24 protein-coding genes are annotated in these 23,878 nt (G+C 35.7%); 22 read left to right on the top strand and 2 right to left on the bottom strand.

The window, feature by feature from the left end; all coding sequences use genetic code 11:
* Nucleotides 1-250: 250 nt before the first annotated feature.
* From OU421_RS12540 to OU421_RS12500, 9 genes are all read left to right on the top strand, one after another.
* Nucleotides 251-1,282 (top strand): PstS family phosphate ABC transporter substrate-binding protein, encoded by a 1,032-nt coding sequence (locus OU421_RS12540; RefSeq protein ID WP_268186443.1) that lies wholly within the window; start codon nucleotides 251-253, stop codon nucleotides 1,280-1,282.
* A complete protein-coding gene (gene pstC, locus OU421_RS12535; RefSeq protein WP_268186442.1) occupies nucleotides 1,272-2,183 on the top strand; it encodes a phosphate ABC transporter permease subunit PstC in 912 nt (303 codons plus the stop codon). The genes OU421_RS12540 and pstC overlap by 11 nt, the downstream gene beginning before the upstream one ends.
* Nucleotides 2,180-3,028 carry a phosphate ABC transporter permease PstA gene (gene pstA / locus OU421_RS12530; protein ID WP_268186441.1) on the top strand — a complete coding sequence of 283 codons (849 nt, stop codon included), beginning with the start codon at nucleotides 2,180-2,182 and terminating at the stop codon, nucleotides 3,026-3,028. Before pstC ends, pstA begins: the two co-directional genes overlap by 4 nt.
* A gap of 8 nt (nucleotides 3,029-3,036) precedes the next feature.
* The gene (locus OU421_RS12525; RefSeq protein WP_268186440.1) at nucleotides 3,037-3,789 is read left to right on the top strand and encodes a phosphate ABC transporter ATP-binding protein; all 753 of its coding nucleotides are present in this window, start codon (nucleotides 3,037-3,039) and stop codon (nucleotides 3,787-3,789) included.
* A gap of 237 nt (nucleotides 3,790-4,026) precedes the next feature.
* Entirely contained in the window at nucleotides 4,027-4,257 is a 231-nt protein-coding gene (locus tag OU421_RS12520) for a hypothetical protein (RefSeq protein ID WP_268186439.1), read from the top strand.
* Nucleotides 4,258-5,061, top strand: a complete 804-nt coding sequence (gene cysD / locus OU421_RS12515; RefSeq protein WP_268186438.1) for a sulfate adenylyltransferase subunit CysD — start codon at nucleotides 4,258-4,260, stop codon at nucleotides 5,059-5,061.
* A gap of 13 nt (nucleotides 5,062-5,074) precedes the next feature.
* On the top strand, nucleotides 5,075-6,328 hold the full coding sequence (locus tag OU421_RS12510; protein WP_268186437.1) for a sulfate adenylyltransferase subunit 1: 1,254 nt from the start codon (nucleotides 5,075-5,077) through the stop codon (nucleotides 6,326-6,328).
* Entirely contained in the window at nucleotides 6,328-7,041 is a 714-nt protein-coding gene (locus tag OU421_RS12505) for a hypothetical protein (protein ID WP_268186436.1), read from the top strand. The genes OU421_RS12510 and OU421_RS12505 overlap by 1 nt, the downstream gene beginning before the upstream one ends.
* Nucleotides 7,042-7,091: 50 nt before the next feature.
* The gene (locus OU421_RS12500; protein WP_268186435.1) at nucleotides 7,092-7,310 is read left to right on the top strand and encodes a hypothetical protein; all 219 of its coding nucleotides are present in this window, start codon (nucleotides 7,092-7,094) and stop codon (nucleotides 7,308-7,310) included.
* 171 nt (nucleotides 7,311-7,481) lie between these two features.
* On the opposite strand, the gene OU421_RS12495 is transcribed toward OU421_RS12500, so the two are convergent.
* On the bottom strand, nucleotides 7,482-9,014 hold the full coding sequence (locus OU421_RS12495; RefSeq protein WP_268186434.1) for a sulfatase-like hydrolase/transferase: 1,533 nt from the start codon (nucleotides 9,012-9,014) through the stop codon (nucleotides 7,482-7,484).
* A gap of 1,104 nt (nucleotides 9,015-10,118) precedes the next feature.
* On the opposite strand from OU421_RS12495, the gene OU421_RS12490 reads away from it, so the two are divergent.
* Nucleotides 10,119-10,856, top strand: a complete 738-nt coding sequence (locus tag OU421_RS12490) for a hypothetical protein (protein ID WP_268186433.1) — start codon at nucleotides 10,119-10,121, stop codon at nucleotides 10,854-10,856.
* Nucleotides 10,857-10,913: 57 nt separating this feature from the next.
* On the opposite strand, the gene OU421_RS12485 is transcribed toward OU421_RS12490, so the two are convergent.
* Complete coding sequence (locus OU421_RS12485; RefSeq protein WP_268186432.1) at nucleotides 10,914-11,852, bottom strand: polysaccharide deacetylase family protein; 939 nt, start codon at nucleotides 11,850-11,852, stop codon at nucleotides 10,914-10,916.
* Nucleotides 11,853-12,679: 827 nt separating this feature from the next.
* Here OU421_RS12485 and rffA point away from each other — a divergent pair.
* The 12 genes from rffA (at nucleotide 12,680) to OU421_RS12425 (ending at nucleotide 23,539) form a co-directional block, all read left to right on the top strand.
* Nucleotides 12,680-13,948 carry a dTDP-4-amino-4,6-dideoxygalactose transaminase gene (rffA, locus tag OU421_RS12480; protein WP_268186431.1) on the top strand — a complete coding sequence of 423 codons (1,269 nt, stop codon included), beginning with the start codon at nucleotides 12,680-12,682 and terminating at the stop codon, nucleotides 13,946-13,948.
* 12 nt (nucleotides 13,949-13,960) lie between these two features.
* Entirely contained in the window at nucleotides 13,961-14,341 is a 381-nt protein-coding gene (gene acpS / locus OU421_RS12475) for a holo-ACP synthase (protein WP_268186430.1), read from the top strand.
* A complete protein-coding gene (locus OU421_RS12470) occupies nucleotides 14,338-14,580 on the top strand; it encodes an acyl carrier protein (RefSeq protein ID WP_268186429.1) in 243 nt (80 codons plus the stop codon). Before acpS ends, OU421_RS12470 begins: the two co-directional genes overlap by 4 nt.
* Nucleotide 14,581: 1 nt before the next feature.
* Nucleotides 14,582-16,051 (top strand): AMP-binding protein, encoded by a 1,470-nt coding sequence (locus OU421_RS12465; RefSeq protein WP_268186428.1) that lies wholly within the window; start codon nucleotides 14,582-14,584, stop codon nucleotides 16,049-16,051.
* 4 nt (nucleotides 16,052-16,055) lie between these two features.
* Nucleotides 16,056-17,159, top strand: a complete 1,104-nt coding sequence (locus OU421_RS12460; protein WP_268186427.1) for a LuxE/PaaK family acyltransferase — start codon at nucleotides 16,056-16,058, stop codon at nucleotides 17,157-17,159.
* Nucleotides 17,156-18,448 carry an acyl-CoA reductase gene (locus tag OU421_RS12455; RefSeq protein WP_268186426.1) on the top strand — a complete coding sequence of 431 codons (1,293 nt, stop codon included), beginning with the start codon at nucleotides 17,156-17,158 and terminating at the stop codon, nucleotides 18,446-18,448. The genes OU421_RS12460 and OU421_RS12455 overlap by 4 nt, the downstream gene beginning before the upstream one ends.
* Before the next feature lie 522 nt (nucleotides 18,449-18,970).
* A complete protein-coding gene (locus OU421_RS12450; protein ID WP_268186425.1) occupies nucleotides 18,971-19,837 on the top strand; it encodes a transketolase in 867 nt (288 codons plus the stop codon).
* On the top strand, nucleotides 19,830-20,843 hold the full coding sequence (locus tag OU421_RS12445; protein WP_268186424.1) for a transketolase family protein: 1,014 nt from the start codon (nucleotides 19,830-19,832) through the stop codon (nucleotides 20,841-20,843). Before OU421_RS12450 ends, OU421_RS12445 begins: the two co-directional genes overlap by 8 nt.
* Nucleotides 20,844-20,938: 95 nt before the next feature.
* Nucleotides 20,939-21,685, top strand: coding sequence for a hypothetical protein (locus OU421_RS12440; RefSeq protein WP_268186423.1), 747 nt, complete (start codon nucleotides 20,939-20,941; stop codon nucleotides 21,683-21,685).
* 156 nt (nucleotides 21,686-21,841) lie between these two features.
* Entirely contained in the window at nucleotides 21,842-22,777 is a 936-nt protein-coding gene (locus tag OU421_RS12435) for a glycosyltransferase family 2 protein (protein ID WP_268186422.1), read from the top strand.
* 1 nt (nucleotide 22,778) lies between these two features.
* The gene (locus tag OU421_RS12430; RefSeq protein ID WP_268186421.1) at nucleotides 22,779-23,186 is read left to right on the top strand and encodes a DMT family transporter; all 408 of its coding nucleotides are present in this window, start codon (nucleotides 22,779-22,781) and stop codon (nucleotides 23,184-23,186) included.
* Complete coding sequence (locus tag OU421_RS12425) at nucleotides 23,183-23,539, top strand: hypothetical protein (RefSeq protein ID WP_268186420.1); 357 nt, start codon at nucleotides 23,183-23,185, stop codon at nucleotides 23,537-23,539. Before OU421_RS12430 ends, OU421_RS12425 begins: the two co-directional genes overlap by 4 nt.
* Nucleotides 23,540-23,878: the final 339 nt, after the last annotated feature.

The raw sequence follows: 23,878 nt of genomic DNA, 5'->3' as shown, positions 1-23,878 counted from the left end.
ACTGTTAAATGGTATGAATGGTATCAAATCATCTGATTGTATCTCAGGTTAGAAATATCGGTTAATTTTGTGATTACGCAAAGAGAGAATTTGCATCTATATTTTTGCCAAAATTAGAAAATGAACTATGCATGTCTAATCAGTCCACGTGAATGGATTTTTCTAACAAAATGGTAATAATCAAAATTGTTCCCGAAATTTATGTCATAATGTATTTATAGGTATTTTGTAACCAATGATATATTTTGGTATGATACCAACAATCTACCAATACATATATATGATATATGGTGGTATAAGGGCCATCATGAAATTGGTATCCGCAACAGTGATAATACTGGTTCTAATAGCAGTAGTCAGCACATGTGGTTGCACAAATGCTTCCGCTGATGGAGACAGTGCTGAGAGCAAGATATTCATATCTGGCGCTTTTGCCCTTTATCCAATGATGATAACATGGTCAGAAGAATATCAGAAAATTCATCCAGAAATACAATTTGAGATCTCCGGAGGCGGAGCTGGAAAAGGAATGACGGATGCATTGTCGGGCATGGTTGATATAGGGATGGTTTCCAGAGAAATATATCCCGAAGAACAAAGTCAGGGTGCATGCTGGGTTGCTGTCACAAAGGATGCAGTTGTTGGAACGATTAACAGTAATAACCCTGCTGCAGAAAAGATCCTATCACGTGGTGCTACAAAATCTGATCTGGAGAAAATATTTGTCAACAACAGTGTGACAAATTGGGGTCAACTCGATGGCATGGAAGGAGTCGATGTCAGAATCAATCAATATTCACGGGCAGATGCATGCGGTGCTGCCTCCATCTGGGCAAAATACATTGGTGATTATCATCAGGAAAATATAGGGGGTATCGCTGTATCTGGTGATCCAGGACTTGCGGAAGCAGTTCGGGCAGATACCTTTGGAATAGGATTCAACAATATTAATTATGCATATGATCCGACAACTGAATTGCCCATTGAAGGATTGTTAATACTCCCACTCGATTTAAATGAAAATGGAAAGATTGACTCCAATGAATCTTTCTATTCAACGCGTGCAGAAATTATGGAAGCTATTGCAAAGGGCATTTATCCTTCACCTCCGTCCCGTGATTTAAATCTTGTAACTAAAAATGAATTTACCGGACCAACCAAAGATTTTGTTGAATGGATTCTGACAGAAGGTCAGCAATATGTTACTGAGAACGGCTATATTCCCCTTCCTGAAGAAGTATTAACGAGTGAATTGAATACGGTGATGGAAAGTGGAATTTAAAAATATTTTTTTTTCCCGACAAAATATCAATTCACTAGTTCGAAAAGGGTTGTTTGTCCCCACATTTTTGTCTGCATTAATTTTTATTGCAATTGCTGTTGTTCTTCTGGTTAAATCAATCCCGATCCTTTCAATGTATCCCATTACCGATCTATTATTTTCTTCTATATGGAAGCCAATGTCAGGAGATTTTGGATTTTTACCATTTATTATGGGCACCCTGTGGGTCACAATTCTTTCAATGATCATTTGTATCCCGATTTCTCTATTTTGTGCTTTATACCTCTCAGAATATGCACCAAAGAGAGTTCAGATTACCATTCAACCTTTCATTGATTTACTTGCCGGCATACCGTCTGTTGTTTATGGGTTATTTGGGATAATTCTTATTGTACCCCTGATTCGTGATTCAATTGCCCCATTTTTCAATATTACCAGCAGTGGATATACTGTTCTTTCAGGGGGCATTGTACTTGCAATTATGGTATTTCCAATTTTGATATCCGTATCATTTGAAGTATTTCAGGCTGTTCCATTTGATATGAGGGAGGCTTCCCTGTCCTGTGGAGCGACAAACTGGGAGATGGTAAAACATGTTGTTATAACAGCAGGATATCCGGGTCTCATCGCAGCATTAATTCTTGGATTTAGTCGTGCATTCGGGGAAACAATGGCCGTTTTAATGGTTGTTGGAAACGTGCCTATCATACCGCAATCAGTTTTTGATCCAGCATACCCAATACCGGCACTCATTGCGAACAATTATGGAGAAATGATGTCAATTCCCATGTACGATTCTGCGTTGATGTTTGCAGCATTTATTCTCCTAATTGTTGTCATTGCCTTTACTGTTCTTTCAAAGTACATGCTTATCCGAATAAAGGCGAGGTTGGGATCATGAATGTCCGGATAATGGAAGAAAAGATAGTAAAAATTATTATGTATCTCTCTATTGCCATAGTACTTGGGTCCCTGCTTTTGGTTTTTTCGATGGTGATACTCAAAGGAATTGATTTCCTGAATTTTGATATGATCACTAAAGTACCGGATGGTGGATATTATCTTGGAAAAGGCGGGGGTATTCTCAATGCAATTGTTGGTTCTCTATATTTAGCGGGTGGAGCAATAATTCTGGCCACCATCGTTAGTATTCCAATATCATGGTATCTGAACCAAAGTAACAAAAAATCGAAATTCACTGAATTTGTTAGATTGTCCCTTGATGTCTCCTGTGGAATCCCGTCTCTAATTTATGGGGCATTTGTATTCCTGTTTCTGGTTTCATTTCACCAAAGAGCTGCATTAATCTGGGGAATTGTGACGGTTGCAATATTTATCATCCCAATTCTTGTTCGGGCAATGGATGAGATTATGCAAACAGTAAATAGGGATTTAAAAGAAGCATCATATAGCCTTGGAGCAACCGAATTTGAAACATTAAAAAATGTAATCACACGTCAGGCAATGCCAGGGATTGTCGGTGCGATAATACTTGCATTTGGAAGGGGCATTGGTGATGCCGCTGCTGTGTTATTTACCGCTGGATATACAGACAATATCCCCAATTCGCTATTTGATCCTGTTGCTACTTTGCCATTGGCAATATTTTTTCAAATTAGTTCACCATATCCTGAAGTTCAGGGGAGGGCATATGCATCGGGGATCATTTTAATAATTATTGTTTTACTGTTAATTGTAATTTCAAGAATTGTGTCCAAAAGACTCATGAAATATGTTATCCGGTAGGTGGTAAATTGAATTCAGCAATTGTGATAAAAAAATTTAATTTGTCAATTGAGGGAACGAAGATATTAACTGATATCAATCTTGAATTGCCTAAAAATCAGATAATTGCAATTATCGGACCCTCCGGTTGTGGTAAATCCACACTCCTCAGGAGTATTAACCGAATGAATGATCTGATTGAAGGACTTGAGTATACAGGATCGATCACTGTCGATGGGGATAATATTCTATCTCCCAATACTGATGTGACAGAAATTCGAAGGAAAATTGGGATGATAGCACAAACACCAAATCCCCTTCCAATGTCGATCTATGAAAATGTGATTTATGGTCCCAGAATTCATGGCCTTAAAGATAAAGTCAAAAAGGACGAGATTGTAAAAAATTCACTTGAACGTGTGGGTCTTTGGGAGGAGGTTTCGACACGTTTGGATGCACCGGCAAATAAGTTGTCTATTGGTCAACAGCAACGACTTTGCCTTGCAAGGACGATTGCAAATGATCCAAATATACTTCTTTGTGATGAAACAACATCGGCCCTTGATCCTACCTCTGCAAAGAAAATTGAAACTGAATTACTCGAGCTAAAAAAAGATTATACTATACTTTTTGTGACTCATATTCTACGTCAGGCAAGAAGAATTGCTGATTATGTAGTATTTATTTATTTTGGTGAGATTGTTGAACATGGACCCGCTGAAAAAATATTTGGCAATCCTTCTGATCCACGTATGAAACAATATCTTGAAGGTTCGATATAGGTGGGTGGAATGCAGCAGTAAGGTCTGATTCATACCGGATGATTTGGTGGAATTATCGTATGATTTCACAATCTAATTATTACTATCATAATTTTTGATGCGTTATTGATAGTGTAAAATTATTGTTTACTACTATTATAATGTACAATAATTGTTCTGTTATTAATTATTAATTCAAATAAGTCCAATTACTGGATAAATAATAAATATAAAAACAAACACTCTTAATGGAGTGTCATGTCTGACAAAGTAACGCTAAAAATTCCTCGTGACCTGTATCAGACTTTGAGTGAAATGATTAGTGGCACCGGATTTTCAAGTGTTACGGAATTTTCTGTTTTCGTTCTTCGTTCAATTGCAACAAAAGGAGAAGGCAGCATAAATGATATTGAAGGACTTACCGGCACAGAGATAAATGCTGTTCGTGAACGACTAGAAAAATTAGGATATTTATCGGGGGGTAAATGAATGGATCATCTTGACAAACTTGAGAGTCAGAGCATCTACATTATTCGTGAAGCATATAAACAGTTCAAGGATGTTGCCGTCCTTTGGAGTATTGGAAAAGATTCGACAACACTTCTTCATCTGGTAAGAAAGGCATTTTATGGCAATGTGCCCTTTCCGGCACTTCATATTGACACTGGATATAAATTTAAAGAAATTTATGATTTCAGAGACCAGTGGAGTAATAATTGGGGTATTGATCTTGTAGTTGCATGCAATCAGGCTGCACTGGATGCTGGTATGGGTCCGGATAATAGTGATAAATTAGCATGTTGTACAGCCCTGAAAACACAGGGTCTTAAAGACTGTATTGCAGAGAAAAAATTCAAAGCATTACTTCTTGGGATCCGCCGTGATGAACATGGCATTAGAGCAAAGGAAAGAGTTTTTTCTCCGAGAAATAGGGATTTTCAGTGGAATTATAAAGATCAACCACCTGAATTATGGGATCAATTCAAAAATAAACAGGCAGGAGAGGAGCACATTCGAGTACACCCAATTCTTCATTGGACCGAACTCGACATATGGCGATATGTCCAGCGTGAAAACCTCCCAATTGTTGACTTATATTTTGCAAAAGACGGAAAGAGATATCGAAGTATTGGATGTGAAACCTGTTGCAATCCAGTTGATTCAGATGCAGATACTGTCGATGAAATTGTTGAAGAGTTGAGAACTACTGAGGTTACAGAGAGGAGTGGCCGGGCACAGGATAAGGAGCGTGCATATATGATGCAAAAGCTTCGTGCACTAGGATATATGTAAGGGGGGGGTTAAATTGGCAAAAAATTCAAATGAAGAATATCTAAAATTTGTGATTGTCGGTCACGTTGACCATGGAAAAAGTACGTTAATTGGCCGCCTACTGTACGATACGGATTCTCTTCCTGAGGAAAAAGTTGAGGAAATTCGTTTAGTATGCGAGATGCTTGGTAAAGACATGGAATTTGGGTATGTCATGGATCATCTTGAGGAGGAAAGAGATCAGGGAATAACAATTGATACTGCCCAGGTCTGGTTCAATACGGATAAGAGAAATTATGTTATCATTGATGCTCCCGGACATGTGGAATTTGTAAAAAATATGATTACAGGTGCATCTCAGGCGGAGGCTGCAATACTCATTGTTGATGCTGACGAAGGAGTGAAAGAGCAAACGAAACGTCATGCCTATATCCTCTCTATGCTTGGACTTGAACAAGTGATTGTGGTTATAAACAAAATGGATCTTGTTGATTTTAGTGAAGAGAGATTTATTGAAGTTAAAAAAGAACTCATTCACTTCCTTGAGAACATAGGTATAGAGCCCTCATATGTGCTCCCAATCTCTGCAAGTAAAGGAGACAATGTCGCAAAAAGATCCGAAGAGATGAATTGGTATAAAGGCATGACAGTTTTACAGGCTCTTGATACCTTTGAGGTGACACCATCTGCAAATGAAAGTCCAATGAGATTTGTTGTCCAGGATGTGTACAACTTTACCAAGAGAATTATTGTCGGGCGTGTTGAGTCTGGAATTATTCACAAAGGAGATAATATCATAGTATTACCTTCAGGTGAAGAAACCGTTGTTGCATCGATAGAAGAATTTTTGGCTGAACCGACTGAGGCAGAAACTGGACGTGCTACCGGCATTACCACCCGGGATAAGCTATTTTTTGATAGAGGAAATGTTGTATGTATGCAATCTGCACCGGATCAACTGCCTGTTGTGACGGATACAATTAAGGCACGTATCTTCTGGATGGATAAGACTCCCTTTACATCTGGAGATAGTATTTATTTCCGGTGTGCTACTCAGGAAGTGACGTGTTCTGTTGAAATAAATTCTGTTATGAATTCCTCTACTCTCGAACCTGTAATTTTTAATGAAGGGGAACAGGCAGTCATAAAAAACCGTGAGGTTGCAGAAGTTACCATTAAAACAACAAAACCCATTGCTGTAGATAATTTTAATGAAATACAGACACTTGGAAGATTTGTTCTTGGGTATGATGATACCTGTGCGGGTGGGATAATCACGGAGTTGTAATGAGTATGATTGTATTACTTGCAATTGATGCCCTTGAATTCACTCTGGTTGAAAAATTTGGTTGCAAAAACCTAATGCAGTCAAATTATGGGAAGACAGACATCTCTGAATTTTCCCAGCCAAGGACAATGGTTCTTTGGTCTTCATTCATGACCGGTGAGAATAAGGAGGAAGAGGTGTTAGCCCTTGGTGATAAAGATATGTGGAACCTTTGTATTCCTCATGAAAATACATTTTTCTCAAAGTTTGAAAATCCGAAAGTGATTGATCTTCCGGGGTATAACTATAATAGTCAGGTTCATGCAAGATCCCGCGAGTTATTGGCGGCTTTTTTTAATTCATCTGATTCCAAAGAGAAAACGTCGATACGAAATGAGTACAATCAGGATGCATTTGCTCACCATCGGGCAATTAAGGAAGAGTTCACAGAGGCTCTTAATGGTGACTTTGACTTTGTGCTGGGATATTTCTCAGCTATTGATGTGATTGGGCATCTAAACTTTGGTAATATGATGATAATGAAGATGCTATATAATGATATGGATGAAATTGCAGGATCTATTGAGCATCCATTCATGGTTTTGTCTGATCATGGAATGGAGGCTGTTGGAATTTTTGGGGACCACTCAAATTATGGATTTTGGAGTTGCGGGGAAAGCATGAATATTTCTCCGTATCCAAGAATAACGTACATAAATAATTATTTGGTTTAATTTATGGATGTGAGTAATAATCTGAAAAATGATTAAATGAGGTGTTTGGTATGGATGAAAAAAATGTTACTGTATCTATTTCAAAAGAGAATTATGATTTAATCAACAATTATATTGTTGATTTAGAATATGACTCTGTTGATGATTATGTTAACTTCGTTCTTTCCGAAGTAATGAACGAATTAATATCTGATGACGAGATTGATTATTCAGAAGAAGATGAAGAAATGGTAAAAGAGAGACTTCGAGCTCTTGGGTATATGGATTAAATCATATTATAAACAGTTATTATTATTTCATTTCATTTTCCTTTTAGATGTTTTTTCGGATTCGTGAATGTATTTTCTGCATAAATTTAGAATAGGTCCATACATTGAAGATTGTGAATGTGTTCTTTTTTTTTCTTTTGCTATTTGCACCGTTTAGTGGTCAGAGAGGTATTACATTTTTAATTTTATTTTTTTTGCGGCATTTATCAATTTTTGTTTTTCGGTATTAACTGGTGTTTTCTGCACGTTCCTGACCATTTGGGCATATTTGCCCTCCTCATATAAATGGGCAGAGAGTTGATTTCTAAGTCCCTCAAATATTTCAATATTGTCTGATATCGAAAGTGGGGTTCTCATTGTCCACCGATAAAGTTCATAATTTTCTATGGTTCTATTAGTGGATTTTCTCTCTTTAATGATCTTTAACTTATATTCACCTGTTCTGACTGTGAAAAATTTCTTCTCTCTCCCATATCCTGGTTTTCTATCTGTTAATCCTTCTATACTCCAGCTTTCAGAAAAAAACGTTCTGTTCCGGTATTTTGTGATTTGTGTATCTTGAGTAGCAAAGATCAAATCCTTCAGTGAAATACCTCTATTATTTTCATTTTCCCCGATACCGATTAGATCGATTATCGTTGGAAAAATATCGATTGTTGAAACCGGACAGTCAATTTTTGTGCTTGGTAGTATTCCGGGCGCATATATCATTAGTGGTACATTTAGAAGATTATCGGAGCTAGACACCGGCGTGTGCCCAAAATACCCATCTTCAAGAAATTCTTCGCCATGATCTGCAGTGATTATGACAATACTATTCTCAAGTAATCCTTTTTCCCTGATATGATGAATTACGCTCTCTAATAATTCTTCAGTTTTCTCTAATGATTCGATATATAGGTCTTTTAATTTAGCAGAGCGCTTTTTTGTATAAAATTGAGAAATTCCATAATAATTCAGTTTATTAATTTCTTTAACTGAGAATCTTGATGCATTATCTTTTGGCAAATAAGGCAGGTGGTTAACGATTGTATGTATCCATACAAAGTGTGGTTGATTAGGTTCCAATGCGATATTTTCGATGTAGTCGAGTATCCCGTGGTGAAATTGGTTATATAAATGTAATCTTTCAGGATAACTTTCAGTTGTACCATTTATTCGCATCTGTGCATAGACGAGTGAGCATGCAAAAATCCTTCCAGCATCTTTGATCAACTTGTTATCAAACAAGTTATATATTTTTAATATCCTGTCTTTTAACGATACATTGCGTTGGTCTGTCTGTTTACTGGTTTTAGTTTTTAAGAACTTGGTTTGGTTTTTTCGGTCCGATTCACAGTGAGAGTATTCAAGAAAATGGTTTTGAAAATCCAGACCATTTCCATAACCAAATAGTGGAGTTAATAATGCATTTGACTCATTTATTAATGCAGTATCATATCCAAATTTCTTTAAATAGCCATACAGTGTCGTAACATTTTCCGGGATACCTACTCCGAAGTGGTAGGGATATATTCCTCCAATTATTCCTGGAAAAGAAAAAAAAGTGTTGGGGCCTATTGAGAATGCATTTTCAAATACAACGGACTCTTCTTCCAAATGCTTTATGTATGGAAATCTATCTAGATGTTCTTTGAAAATTCTATAGCTAAAAGCATCAAGTGTAATAAGAAATACATTTGGTTTGGTATTTATTTTTGTCATGAAATGAATGCCCCATTTTATGGAACAATTAATCATATACTATTTAATTATTTCTGGAATCAGAAGATTTTATAAATAATTTATCTGGCAATTGCTCTTTAAACTATCAATTTTCCATCATAGATGAAACAATCAAATTCTCTTTACCAATTATTTTTATAGTATAAATATATCAGTGATCTATGACCAATTTTTACAATAATTGTTGTTAAACAGATTCTAAGAACATTGCCGAATTGGGCGATCAACCAGGGAAGTTAAAAACTGATTGACGCGAAACAATTTCATCACAATTCCAGAAAAGTCTATTCAGACTAAATCTAAATCGGGCCATTTGAATATCGAAAAATCATCATGTTTACATTTTCGTTTGTGGTAATGCCCATGGGATCATTTATTCATAAATATCATATATTGAATATTTTTATACAATTCTTGAGGTTCTCTGATACATTATCCAATTTCAATACTTCTTAAATATATCCCCATTAGATAATCTAAAAATCCTTTCGCCACCCTAATATTTTAACCCGGGAACTGCAAAACGGAGATTTCTGTGACCGTTTCAACACTGTTCTGATATTTTTCCAGACCATATATTTTCAGCTGTTATCGGCCCTCTCTTCACCGGAGAGAAGTATGTTTGCTGCAATATGATTCCGATATTCCCGAGTAGTAGGTTGATAATTGCATACATAAATATCGATTTCTCTTTCTCAGTTCCGAAATTCCATCTGCATATTTCCTGAGACACGACCATTCTGGTTTCCCTTTTGCGGGGAAGACTGCAGGAACAATTATCTCTCATTCTCTGTGTATATTTGTTCTATATTCAATGTAGGGTAGTGTTTTTTAGAATTCTGGATATTTATGCTACTGAGTTTGTACAAAATGTTACCGTGGAATTTTTAAAAGGAATTTTATGGATTATCGATTCTGATTTTTGCATTTATTATGGTAATATTTGATTGGCATGAGGGTATGATATTCTGTTTCTTGCATAAATTATAAGTATTATTATTCAGGATAAATGGCAAGAGAGCCTGAGATAATATTGCTTTAATTATCGCTCTTTTGGTATCAAGACTTTAAGAAGGAAGTAAAATGTTAGAGATTGATCAGAGTGCATATGGCTTCAAATGGAAAACAATATGGTTTTACGATCATCCTTATGATGTAAAAGGGTATGATTCAGTCAATTTCTACCAATGTTCCCAAGATGTTGAAGCAGATGGTTTTTCAAAGCAGGAATTTTCAACAATTGTCATCGACCTCACATTGGACGAGGATGAACTCTGGAAAAATATGGGTCGTTCTTCTTGTAGATCTGCTATAAATAAGGCAAGAAATTCTGGTGTAACAATAAAAATTAATGAAGGATATGAAGAATTTTACGCATTAAATAGTAATTTTAGGAAATATAAGGGTCTTCCCAGATATAATTTGAGTATTGAATACATGAAAAATTACTGTACCCTATTTATTTCGGAATATGAAGGTGATATCCTGGGGGGACTGTTGTACTTAAATGATCGTGACTATTTCCGGGGCTTATTGGGCGCCTCAAAAAGATTGGATGATTGTTATAATCTAAAAAAGAATCTGATTGGAAATGCCAATAAAATGATAATCTGGAATGCAATGCTTCATGCAAAATCATGTGGAAAGAGATTTTTTGACATGGGAGGATATTCCACTGAAAAAGTAACGGATGAAGAAATGGAGGGGATAAATAGATTCAAGAAATCGTTTGGTGGAGATTTGGTTACGTATTATCATTACCAAAAAGATTACTCGAAAATATTTTCATTAGCTAAGAAAGTCTATGAATCATTCAATTAATGAGTATTGGCAGAATTATATGTTGCATGTCACATGATGATTTGGTCAATTAATAATTTACCAACCATATATGCTTTTTTGGATTATGTGGGCCACTGTTTCGAATATTTTTGGAGCATATGGGGAAAATGATGTTGAGGGATTAACAGGATTATATTCCTGAATCTCAGATGCAAATTTAAAATGTATGTCATGATAGGTTGAAATAAAATGTAAAAACTCATCCATAACAGATATGAAAAAAGGATCAGTCATACAAGGAGAATGTAAACAAATGTGAAATATTGGGATATTTTGATTTATATATTCGATAAAACATGCCTTCATCCAGGAAAGTCCAACTAGAGGTACTATTTCCGGACTGACAATACCTTTTGGAAACATTTGCGATATTGGAATAATCAGGAGCGGATCATTCCCTCTCTTTTGATAATCATATTCATCCGGATGGTAGGGCATACAAATCCGGGGCAGTTTAGACCAATCATAATAAGATGATTTTGCATGTGCCGGTGCAGAGCAATCTCTTTCCATTCTTGTTTTGGTTAGAGCCTTTACCGTGTTGTTGTCAATAGACCATCTGCCTGCCACAAACGTGGTTGGCTTTTCCTCAAATATATCATATAAATAATCAATTCCAGTCTGTATCATGTCTAGTTGTTCATTGTATGGATATCCTCTCAGCACCGTTGATGAGGATGACTGGTTACAATGATCACGTAAATATCTATCACCAACATGGTATGTAAATTCACCACTCCTGAACTCCTCCCATCCTGCGTGAATATGCAAACCTATCTCGTGATTAATATCTTTAGGGAATGATTTAGCGACTTCAGGCATTACAGCAAATGTTATTTTTGCTTCGTATTTATTTGCAATCTTTACCAGATTTGGAACACCTTTGCTTACACCCTCTGTTGCCATTTTATTGTAGATTATTTCATGATTGTGTACAAAACCGAACTCTGTATGAACAACAATTATTATATCCATCTTAAATTTCCTCGCTATTTTGATCCGGGTATTGTTTTCCTCAATTCATGTTCCAGGTTATTTTATCTATTAATTTTTGTTGGATTATTTCCCCCCTGATTTTCATTGATAGGGTAATTCTCTTAAATTAGATTAGTTGCCCCTTTTGGATTATTCAGTATTAATTGTATGCCATATTCGATTCTTAAAGGGAAATGATATTAGCAAATTCCAAAAACCCATATAATAGACCAAAATTAGAAAAATATCGTGTGAAACGTTGCCATTATATACATTTGTTCAAAATGTTCCAATCAATTTACTAAATTGAGTGCAACATTATTATTTGTGGGTGTATTATATCTGCTGATATTCACGAATTACAGATATCTGCTCTGAAATGAATCCGTAAATGTGAGTAAAATAGAATATTGGCCTAATATTGGGGTTTTAATTTTTTTTGTTAATGCTATTGTTGTGTATTCAAAATTATAATGCTATTGGGAGTTTTTTCAGGGAATGAGCGTTGTAAATGTCCTAATATCCTGGGAAGCATAATGCAACGTCCCAACTATTGGTCGGTTCCAGTGGCCGTAATATTTATATGCAGAAAATTGTTATAGACCCTCGTGAATTTGATGACTGGCTGGGGGGTCCGTCGTCTTTTGTGATACAATCTCTGGGGGGTAAATATGGGAAATAATGTACATATTTTGCGGATGTTGAGGGTGTGTATAGGCGTAGTGCCAATCATGGTATTGAAAAATTCGATTGCGGATGCAGCTGTCTGTTCCTTTAGTACTGGTGAACGGAAGAGCGTGGTCTTTGCTGATATGGGGCTGGGATAAATGTTTGATCCAGTCAGGGAAAAAACAAGGATTCCACGTAAACATCCCATTTTGAAGGGGAGTGAATCTTCAGTTATTGAATATTTCATCCATTCGGATAAAATTCCAATGATTCCATTTAACTGTCCTTATCTGACAGGAAATGAACTGTCATATATTGAAGATGCGATCCAGTTATCTCAGTCGGGTGGCCATATCAGTGGTGATGGTAAATATACAAAGCTTGTTCAGCAATTTTTTGAAAATCGTTTTGGTGCACGCAAGGCTCTCTTAACAACATCAGGTACCAGCGCCCTTGAGCTTGCGTTTTATTTGCTAAATCTCAAACCTGGAGATGAAGTAATTCTTCCATCTTACACATTTCCCTCGACCGCGAATGCAATTATTTTGGCCGGAGGAAAGCCTGTTTTTGCAGATATTTCCAGCGATACCCTAAACATTGACCCTGAGGATATCAGGAAAAAGATCACTAAAAATACCCGTGCTATATGTCCTGTTCATTATGGAGGCGTTTCATGTGCCATGGATGAAATTATGGAGATAGCGGACACTCATGGTCTCTCAGTAGTGGAAGACGCTGCTCAGGGAGTGAATGCTAAGTACAAAGGGAAATATCTTGGAACTATAGGAGATTTTGGGTGTTATAGTTTCCATGAAACAAAGAATTATGTCTGCGGAGAAGGAGGTGCTCTTCTCATCAACACAGATGAACCCAAAATCAATGATCGTGCAGAGATTTTAAGAGAGAAGGGTACTAACCGTAGCCAGTTTTTCCGTGGAGAAGTAGACAAATATACTTGGGTTGATATTGGTTCAAGTTATCTACCCAGTGATATTCTGGTAGCTTTATTATATGCCCAACTTGAGCATCTGGATGATATTCAAGAAAAGCGGCTTTCTGTTTGGAATTCATATTATGAAACGTTAAAACCATTCGAACAGAGAGGGTGGATTCGGCTTCCTGTTATTCCTGAATATGCTGAACACAATGCCCATTTATTCTATATACTTTTTGAAACAGAGGCTGTTCGCAATGAAATGCTTGAAAAACTTAAAAGGCAAAGCATTTATGCTGTTTTTCATTATGTCCCATTACATTCTGCTCCTATGGGACGGCAATATGGATATGCTGAAGGTGATCTTCCAATCACAGAGGATATCAGTGGGCGGTTACTGAGGTTGCCTATTTTTGCAGGTATTGGATTAAATGAACAAAAATATATCGATAATGTGTTATTGAAATTGATATATTCGTATAATGTAATATAAATTAGAAAAAGGATGGATTTTATGCAAATCTCTATTGGAACAGATATAGTAACCATTCGTCGCTTTAATGATATTGTAAATAATGAAGAATACTCTTTTTTGCAAAAGAATTACTCTGACAATGAACTTGATTATTGCTTTTCAAAGGAAAATGCATGTTCTCATTTAGCAGGTAGATTTGCAGGGAAAGAGGCTGTAATTAAAGCCCTTTATGCATATGGATTAAAACCGGTAGCCTACAAAAAAATTGAGATACTGAATGATGAAAATGGAGTGCCTAAGGTATGGATAAAGGTTAAAAGTTATGAAAAACTAAAGACTGAAATCAGTATTTCACATTGTGAAGATAAAGCAATCGCATTTGCAATTATTTATGGGGTGTTGGAAAAATGACAAATGAACCAGAATACATGATTAAAAAGATATTCTGCAATGTAATGGGTGTTGAAGAATCTTATGTCAATGATGATACTGCATATAATTCTTTCGACAAGTGGGATTCCTTAAAACATCTTCAGTTAGTGTCAGAATATGAAGATCAATTTGATCTGGAATTTCAAATGGACGATATTATTGCAATGGAAAATTTTGGATTAATTAAAGAGACTATTGCAAAATATTTGGCTGAGTAAAATGAATTTTGTAGATTATTTATTTGAAGAGAATAAATTATCCACAAATCCTGTACTCGCAGGTAAGGATGAAATTTGTTATAATGAAATGTATGAAAAAATAATTAATCTGGCTTATTTTATCCAAACCAAATATTCCACGGGAAAAAAAATTTTGCTCCTTTCTGATAACAATGATTTTTTTATTATCAGTTATTTGGCAATAATTAAAAGTGGAAATATAGCTGTACTCATTGAAACACAGATTAGTAATAAAGATCTTCAGGATGTTCTTGATACATGTTCATTAGGTGCATATTTCATTCAGGAAAAATACCAATGTAAATTTCCAGGAATCAGTGATGATATATACACTGAATCTTTCCTAAAGGAATCATTCTATGAAACAAAAAAAATAATCACTCCGGAAAATTATGACGATAATGTCGCTGTCATAATCTTTACTTCCGGCAGTACCGGAACAAAAAAGGGAGTGATGCTGACACACAGAAATCTCTGTGAGAATACGAATTCGATTGTTGAATATTTGAATTTAACAAAAAATGATCGAATTTATATTGTACTACCCTTTTTCTATTGTTTTGGTGCTTCTCTACTTCATACACATATTCGTGCAGGCGGCAGCATTTATCTGCATAATAAACCATTTCTGGGTTCCGTTATTAAGGATATAAATAAGCACAATTGTACAGGGTTTGCCGGTGTTCCCAGCACCTATCAGATATTAATAAATAAATCACCGCTATTAGAAGGAGATTATCCATCTTTACGTTATTTTGCACAGTCCGGGGGGCATCTTCCCAATAAATACATAGAAAAAATTGTGGATTCATTTCCCGATAAGGAATTTTATTTAATGTATGGAGCCACAGAGGCAACTTCAAGACTGTCCTATTTGCCTCCGCATCTAATCAGGGAAAAAATGGGTTCTATTGGAAAAGGAATCCCGGGGGTATTACTTGAAGTCCTTGATAAGAATGGAAATAAAATCAAACATGGTGAGATTGGTGAGATAACAGCATGTGGCAACAATATTATGAAAGGATATTATGGAGACCCTGTGGAAACAGCTAAAGTTTTAAAAAACGGGAGACTATATACCGGTGATCTTGCAACAATCGATTCTGATGGTTTTATCTACATCGTCGGTCGCTCAAAAAACATTATAAAATCCGGGGGATACAGAATTTCCCCAAAAGAAATTGAAGATGTTATCCTCAGTCTTGATTCCATATTTGAATGTGTGGTAATCGGGATACCAGATGATATAATGGGTGAAGGGGTTGTTGCAGCAGTCCGGTCAAAAATTGATGAAAAAAATCAGATTGACGATATTATTCTTTCCTGTTGCAATAAAAATCTGCCTTCATATAAGGTTCCAAAAAAAGTATTTGTCTTCAAAGAATTTCCATTGAATTCATCAGGCAAAGTAGATCGGAATAAAATTATGGAGATGATTTTAAGTGACTGATTCTATGATAAACCTCGATTCTGAGATCAATGAATTGTTGACGAAATCACCGTATATCTTAGAAGATCGGGAAAAAAATCAGATTTTAACCGGAATACTTAAAATTCAGCTTGAAAATGCCGTTGAAAATAACACTCACATAAAAAACATGTTTTCAAAACAGGGCATAGATATTTCCTCAATTACAAAAATAGAAGAGATTCCACAAATTCCTGTTCAGATGTTTAAATATTTTAATTTATCAACCTGTGATTCCGGAAATATTGTTAAAATTCTGCGTTCAAGTGGCACAACAAGTGACAATACCAGTATGGTGCCGTTAAACAAGAAAACTGTTTTAAAGCAGATGAAATCATTAAAACAAATTCTTTCGGATTATATGGGAAATAAACGGAAAATATTCCTTGTAATTGATCATGAAGGTATCAATAATTCTGTTTCTGAATTTTCCGCACGAACTGCTGGTGTAAGGGGGCTTAGCATCTATGCAAAGGACACATATTATCTTCTTAAGGAAGAAAACGGGAAACTGACATTAAATGAGCCAGTGATTAAGGAAGTTATTGAAAAATACTCTGGCAAAGATGTGTATGCATTTGGCTTCACCTATATAATCTGGTCGGTATTTTATAAGCAAATAATTGAGAAAGACATCAGTTTTGCATTTAATGACATTTTGTTATTTCATAGCGGAGGGTGGAAGAAGCTTAAAGAAGAAAAGGTTTCAAAAGAATTCTTTTCAGAAGCTTTGTCTTCAGTTTTTAATACTGATACAGGTAATATTCTGGATTTTTATGGCATGGCTGAACAGACAGGTATTATATTTGTAGACTGTGAGTGTGGAAATAAACATGTTCCAAATATATCACAGGTAATTGTTAGAAACCCCTACTCCCTTCAGCCCTGTGCAGTAGGCGAAATTGGAATGATTGAAATTTTGAGCATATTGTCAGATAGCTATTATTCTCAGGCGATCCTTACTGAAGATCTAGGGTATGTAGTGGGAATTGATGACTGCCCGTGCGGACGAAAAGGAACATATTTCAGATTCTCATCACGCATTGAAAAAGCAGAGATTCGTGGATGTGGAGATACGTTTAAGGAGTGAATTTTGTGGTTAAGTGTTATTTGCTTGATGGGAAATTTTCTGAGCAAAATCCGGATAATTTTGCCGCTATATCACATATTGTGAATGCCAATCGCAGGGCACTCTATGAATTGCCATTGCCGATAATCATTGAGATGTTATCCGCAATGGGGAAAAAAATCATAAAAAATCCACATCTTAACAAAATCCAGGGAATGACATATTTGTCCCTGTGGTTGAGAAAGAAAAATCTGGAACAAATCTGCCGAATAAATTATGGAAACCTTTCCTATCCGGATTCCTTTTCTAAAGTAGAAAATCGTTTCAAATTGACTGCGCAGCCAAGAGGAGTTGTTTGCCTTTGGGTTGCAGCGAATATCCCGAACTTAGCAATTATCTCAATTATTCAGACAATTCTTTCAAAGAACGGAAGTATTGTCAAGGTTCCTGAAGAGAACAAAGATGTTCTTCTTGATTTTCTACAGGAACTTGCAACAGTTGAAATTTCATATGATGACACAAACTATTCTGCAATTGATATTGTTAAAGCAATTTCAGTCGTCTCCTTTGAAGGAAGAAATCATGAAATAAGTGCAGATTTTTCAATTAATGCTGATTGCAGATTGATATATGGTGGTTCAAAAGCAATACAGTCAATATTGGCATTGCCACAAAAAGACCACTGTGAAACAATAGTATATGGGCCAAAATATTCATTTTGTGTGTTTGACCATGCATTTATTGAGAGTGATCTTTTCGAAAATTCTTTAGAAAAAACTGCAAAAGACATTGCATCTTTCAACCAGATGGCTTGTTCATCCCCTCAGGTGCTATTCTTTGAAAAAAGTAAATATCAGCTCCAGCACATTGGGGAGCGACTGGGCGGGTATTTTGCAAATCTTCCGGAAGATTTGAGAATACAGCCCACGGATCCAGGAATACTTGCAAATATCATCAACATCCGTGCAAAATATTTATTGTCAGATGATAAGTCAGTCATTGCCTCTGATGATTTAAGCTGGACAATTTTAATCGATAATGATCTTCGGTTAGAAGAACCGATTCATGGCAAATGCATTTTTCTGAAAGAAGTTGATTCTGTTGATAATGTTACTGAACTAATTACACGAAAAATTCAGGCATTATCTGTTTCAATATTAGATCCGGAAAAAAGAGAGAATTTTGCTCTTGAAGCAACATATTGTGGCGTCGACAGAATTGTTAGTCCCGGAACAATTCATGATTATGATCTTCCCTGGGATGGAATTCTACCTTTAAGCAGACTTGTGAGGTGGACAATACTTAAATAATTGTTTTAAATATTCCAAAACGCAACTGTTACTTCACATATGTCATTTTATGATACTCTCCATCATCCAAAATTAATTAGCGTCGTTTATATTCATTTTAACCCAATTCTCAGGATTTAAGAAATATCCAACCACCGGTTTTTTCCATAAACATATGGTTAATCTTCAATACATTCAACCGAATATTTTGGCTTCTGCCAAAAAGTATTAAATGTCTGACGGATATAGCAGGTGTTGATGATATCCCGAAAATCCAGACAATTTCTCTTGTTAGGAAGTCTTTGGAGATGTAATAATACTATGAGAGGAATATCATCTGAAACAATTACAAATTGATATTCCGGTGCCTGATATGACAGAAATTAATATGATAAAAAAACATGGGTGAGAAAGTCAAAACGATTTTGGCATCAATGTGTGTCCTGTAGGTTACGGGGAACCAAACGGGATACCCTTGTCACATTATTTTGGCATATTTTCATCATATGCTTGAGGTGATTATCGGGGTGGGGGGCGTAAAAAATGGAGTATACATTTGAAAGTGATGAAATAGAGAATAAAATTTCTTTTATTGAAAAAATGGCTGGGCGAATGCGGGAACAAGCATTAAAAATGGCCTATTCAGTTGGATCAATTGGTTCACATATTGGCGGAGGGTTGTCAATGATAGAAATTATGGCAACCCTTTATGGGGGAATCCTTCGTTTTGATCCGGATAATCCGGAATGGGATAATCGAGACCGTTTTATTCTTAGCAAAGGACACGGTGTTCTGGCTTATTATACCGCACTCGCCGAAGCAGGATTTTTTTCAACAGATGAATTACTAAAATTTGAAGTCAGCGGGGAATTTTTACCCGGTCATCCAATTCTCAATATGGAGAAGGGCATTGAATGTTCAACTGGCAGTCTTGGAATGGGATTGCCATTTGGAGCCGGAATTGCTCTGGCAGGAAAAATGGAAAAAAAGCCCTATCTTACGTATGTTCTTGTCGGGGATGGAGAATGTGATGAAGGTTCGATATGGGAAGCTGCCATGTTTGCATCGCATTATCATCTGTCAAATCTGATTGTGATTGTTGATCATAACAAATTGCAATATGACGGGCCGTGTTGTGATGTTATGAATCTGGATAATTTTAAGGCCAAGTGGGAGAGTTTTGGCTGGGAAGTAACAGAAGTTGACGGTCATAATATTAGGGATTTATATCATGCCTTTTCATGCTGTACGCAATCTGCTATCGTAAAACCACATGTGATCATTGCAAGTACGATAAAAGGAAAAGGCGTCTCATTTATGGAGAACAACAAAGCGTGGCATCATTCTGTTCTGTCCCGGAAGCAATATGATCAGGCCATTGAAGAAATACGGGGGGCAAATAATGACTAATTCAAATCTATTAAATATCCGTTTTATTTCAAAACTTGGCCAACGTGGAGCATTTGCAATAAGTATGGAGGAAATTGCTGCCCAGGATGATGAAATAGTCGTTCTAACTGCAGACTTAACAACCCTCACAGGGCTTACGCGATTTAAGGAAAAATTTCCTGAAAAATTAATTAACACCGGAATTGCAGAGCAGAATATGGTGGGTGTCGCTGCCGGAATGGCAAAAGAGGGAAAGAATGTTTTCGTAACGACATATTCAAATTTCCTGGCAATGCGTTCGTATGAACAAATTCGTGTCCAGCTTGGATATATGAAATCCAATGTCAAAGTCATCGGAACGGGAAGTGGTCTTGCTATGGGGATGTCCGGAAATACCCATTATGGTATAGAGGATCTTACCCTCATGAGAGCCATCCCAAATGTAATGGTGGTTTCGCCTGCTGATGGATTGGAAACGGTAAAAGTCATTAAAAGTGCAGCACGTTATCAGGGGCCAATGTATGTCCGTCTAAGCGGTGGAATGAAAAATCCGATAGTCTATAATGAAGATTATGAATATGAATTTGGTAAAGCAATACAACTCAAAAATGGAAGAGACATAGCAATTATTGCAACCGGCACTATGGTCTATGAATCCCTCAAAGCTGCTGAAATATTACATGAAAAAGGGGTGTCGGCATCTGTTATCAACATGCATACGATAAAACCACTTGACACTGCGATAATCAATGATGTGTGTCTACACTCAAACCTTATTGTGACTGTTGAAGAACATTCAGTGATTGGAGGTCTTGGTGGAGCAGTAGCAGAATGCCTGAGCGAAATTGCAAATACACCACGACAAGTAAAAATTGGCATTCATGATGCTTTTCAAAGAGTTGGTGACTATCAATATCTTCTGGAAGAGAATAATCTTACCGGACCTCAGATTGCAGATAGAATTATTAGTGAATATTCTAATGATGGGAAAAATATGCACGAAATAGATGGTCCAGACACTGTTTGATGGGATATAATTTTCTATACCCAATATATTCTATTCTGTATTGCCATGCCGTTTTGTGCAAATATTTATATTGTGATATAGCTTATGACGGTTAAATGATTCGCATGAAAAAGGATTTGATTGAATGGGACACTAAATTATTTCATAAAAACGTGTTTGAGATTCAGAACACTGATTATTTCAGCAAACCTGAATTAAAAGAGATTGATGAGAGTTGTTCGATTGATAATGCGTTTATGAGTTTTATAAAATTAAATAGCAGAGATTTTAGGAAAATCCACTACCTGGAAGAACTTGGCTTTAATTATATGGAGTCACTATACGAATTAAAGAAAGAGATTAGTATAAAATATCCTGATTCGTTTTATTCAAAGCATTGCTTTTTGCAGAGACTGGATTATTCTGATCAAAAAGCAGTGCATGAAATAACAAAGATTATTACAACGACATTTGATACGGATCGCTATTTTTTAGATCCAAAATTAGATCAAAAATATTCTGGGTTGCGATATAAGAACTGGTTCTTAAATTCATTTGATGATGAGAATTATTTGACATATGTATATCTTTCAAAAAAAAACAGGGATATTATTGGATTTTCAATGATCAAAAATGAATCTGATGAAATGCATTTTATGTTAGGGGGTGTTTCAGAAAAATTCAAAGGGTATGGATTCATTGTTGGTTTATTGACTGATTGTCTTAATTCTGCATTTTCGCAGGGAATTAAGGTAGCCACCACTTCGATATCCAGTCATAATCTGGATGTATTTAATGTATATATTCATTTTGGCTTTCATTTAACTGATGAAAAAATTGTTATGAGGAAAATCTATGAATAATATATTTTGCTTAAAATGCAATGGAGTATCCTGAAATGCATATGTGTTTGAGTCGCAGATGTATCCCATAAGATACATGAGGTAGCGTAGAGGGTCGGACAGGAATCAAAAGAGGATTTAAAAAGAGTGTAAATAATCCTGAAGGGGGGGCAGAAAATGGCAAATCAAAAAATTTCAGTAGTAATTCCTGTTTATAACAGCGAGAATACGTTAGTTGAATTAACTGACAGGCTTGCTGCAGTATTTTCAAAGGGAATTGAAGATTATGAAATCATCTTTATTGATGACTGCAGTTCTGATAATAGTTGGGACATATTACAAAAAATTAGCCGGAAAAATAATAATATACGAATTATCCATTTGCAGAGAAATTTTGGACAGCATAATGCAACGCTATGCGGCTTCCATTTTGCCAAAGGAGATTATATAGTTATCATGGATGATGATCTTCAGCATCCTCCTGAAGAGATACCTGTGCTGTTAAATAAGATAAAAGAAGGATATGATGTCGTTTATGGGAGATATATTCAAAAACAACATAGCAGGACTGAAAATTTTTTCAGCCATATATTTGAAAAATTAATGCATAATATTTTAAAAATCCCTGATTCTGTTTATCTTTCGAGTTTTGCAATTTTTTCAAGAGATGTAATAAAAAATGCCTGTACGTTTAAAGGCTCATATATTTTTTTGGCAGCAGTAATCAGTGAAAGTACATCAATGGACAATGTTACCGATGTTGAAGTTATTCATAACCCAAGAAAAAAAGGACAATCTAATTATTCATTTCTGAAGTATATAAAACTCTCATTAAACTTAATTATTAATCACTCTGTTCTTCCATTGACACTGATTAGTTCATTAGGATTTATTACCAGTATTCTTAGCATTTTATATGGAATATCAGTGATTATACGAAGTCTGACAGATCCTTCTTTTGGCATTATTGGATGGAGTTCCCTTATGGTTGCGGTGTCATTTTTATCAGGAATGATATTACTGTCTCTTGGCATTATTGGAGAATATTTAAGGAGAGTTCTTGTTGAAGTATCGTATGGACAACAGTATGTAATCGGGGAGAAATATCTTTAAAATGAAAGAACATTCAAATTATCTCTTTATTATTCTTGCCATCCTCTTTCAGGCAATGGCGGGCATCACCGGGAAATATGCAGCGATGAGCATCTCTATCCTGTCATCTTTTCCGTTAAATATCCTAACAAATATGTTCTATATATTCTCTCTCGTATGTATGGTATTTCAGGCGTTGGTATGGCAGCAGGCCCTGAAACATTACCCTCTATCATTAGCTTATCCCTTTATGAGTATTGTTAATTTTGTAATCCTTATTGCCTCAGCTGTGCTTTTTAGCGAAGGAATTACTGTTGAAAATATCATCGGTCTTTTATTGATCTCTATTGGTATTGCAGTGCTATCACGGGAGTTCAAAAACAGGCAAACTTTAGATGACAATTCTGATCTGAAAAGTGATGTACAATGATACCAACCGGAGGTCTTTTTTTTGCAATTTTATCAATTCTTCTGACTGGGATATCACAGACGATTTTAAAGTGGGCAGCAGGGCGTGATGGGAGATTCAGAGGATTTATTGGTGATTATTTGAAATTACCGATTGTATGTGCATATGCGATTTTTGTGCTTGTTACAATTTCAACCGTGTTAGCGCTCCGTGAGATAGACCTTAAAGTATTTTATGCACTTACGGGATTAAATTTTGTTGTAGTGGTAATTTTCTCATCGGTTTTTTTGAAAGAGGAGGTAAATCCAAGGATAATCGGATCTGTTTTGATAATTATTTTAGGAGTGGCGATATTTAATTTAGATTTTATATGATTTTGAACACGTTTTATTTGGCATAAATAAATAGTTCTTTTTTTTGGATATTTCATCATTTTTTATATGCTAAAAGGAGGAGTTGGTATGATGATTTCTCTCTTCAAACCTTCTTTGAAATGCACGTATTTTACTTAGGATTACGTATCCTCATAAAATACTATTTTGATTTATCTTCATTGGTTTTTGAGGCCCATTATCTTATTATAATCTGTTTTAGCCTAATTTTATCCATTTTAAAAGAACTATGTTTGTTCATAGAAATATTTCAATTGACCAAAATGCAGACAAAATTATGACCGCATGTAATCGAGCTGAAATATGGTATTTTCTATTGGT

Source organism: Methanogenium organophilum (assembly GCF_026684035.1).
Classification (GTDB): Archaea; Halobacteriota; Methanomicrobia; order Methanomicrobiales; family Methanomicrobiaceae; genus Methanogenium; species Methanogenium organophilum.
This window is presented reverse-complemented; position numbering and strand designations above follow the sequence as displayed.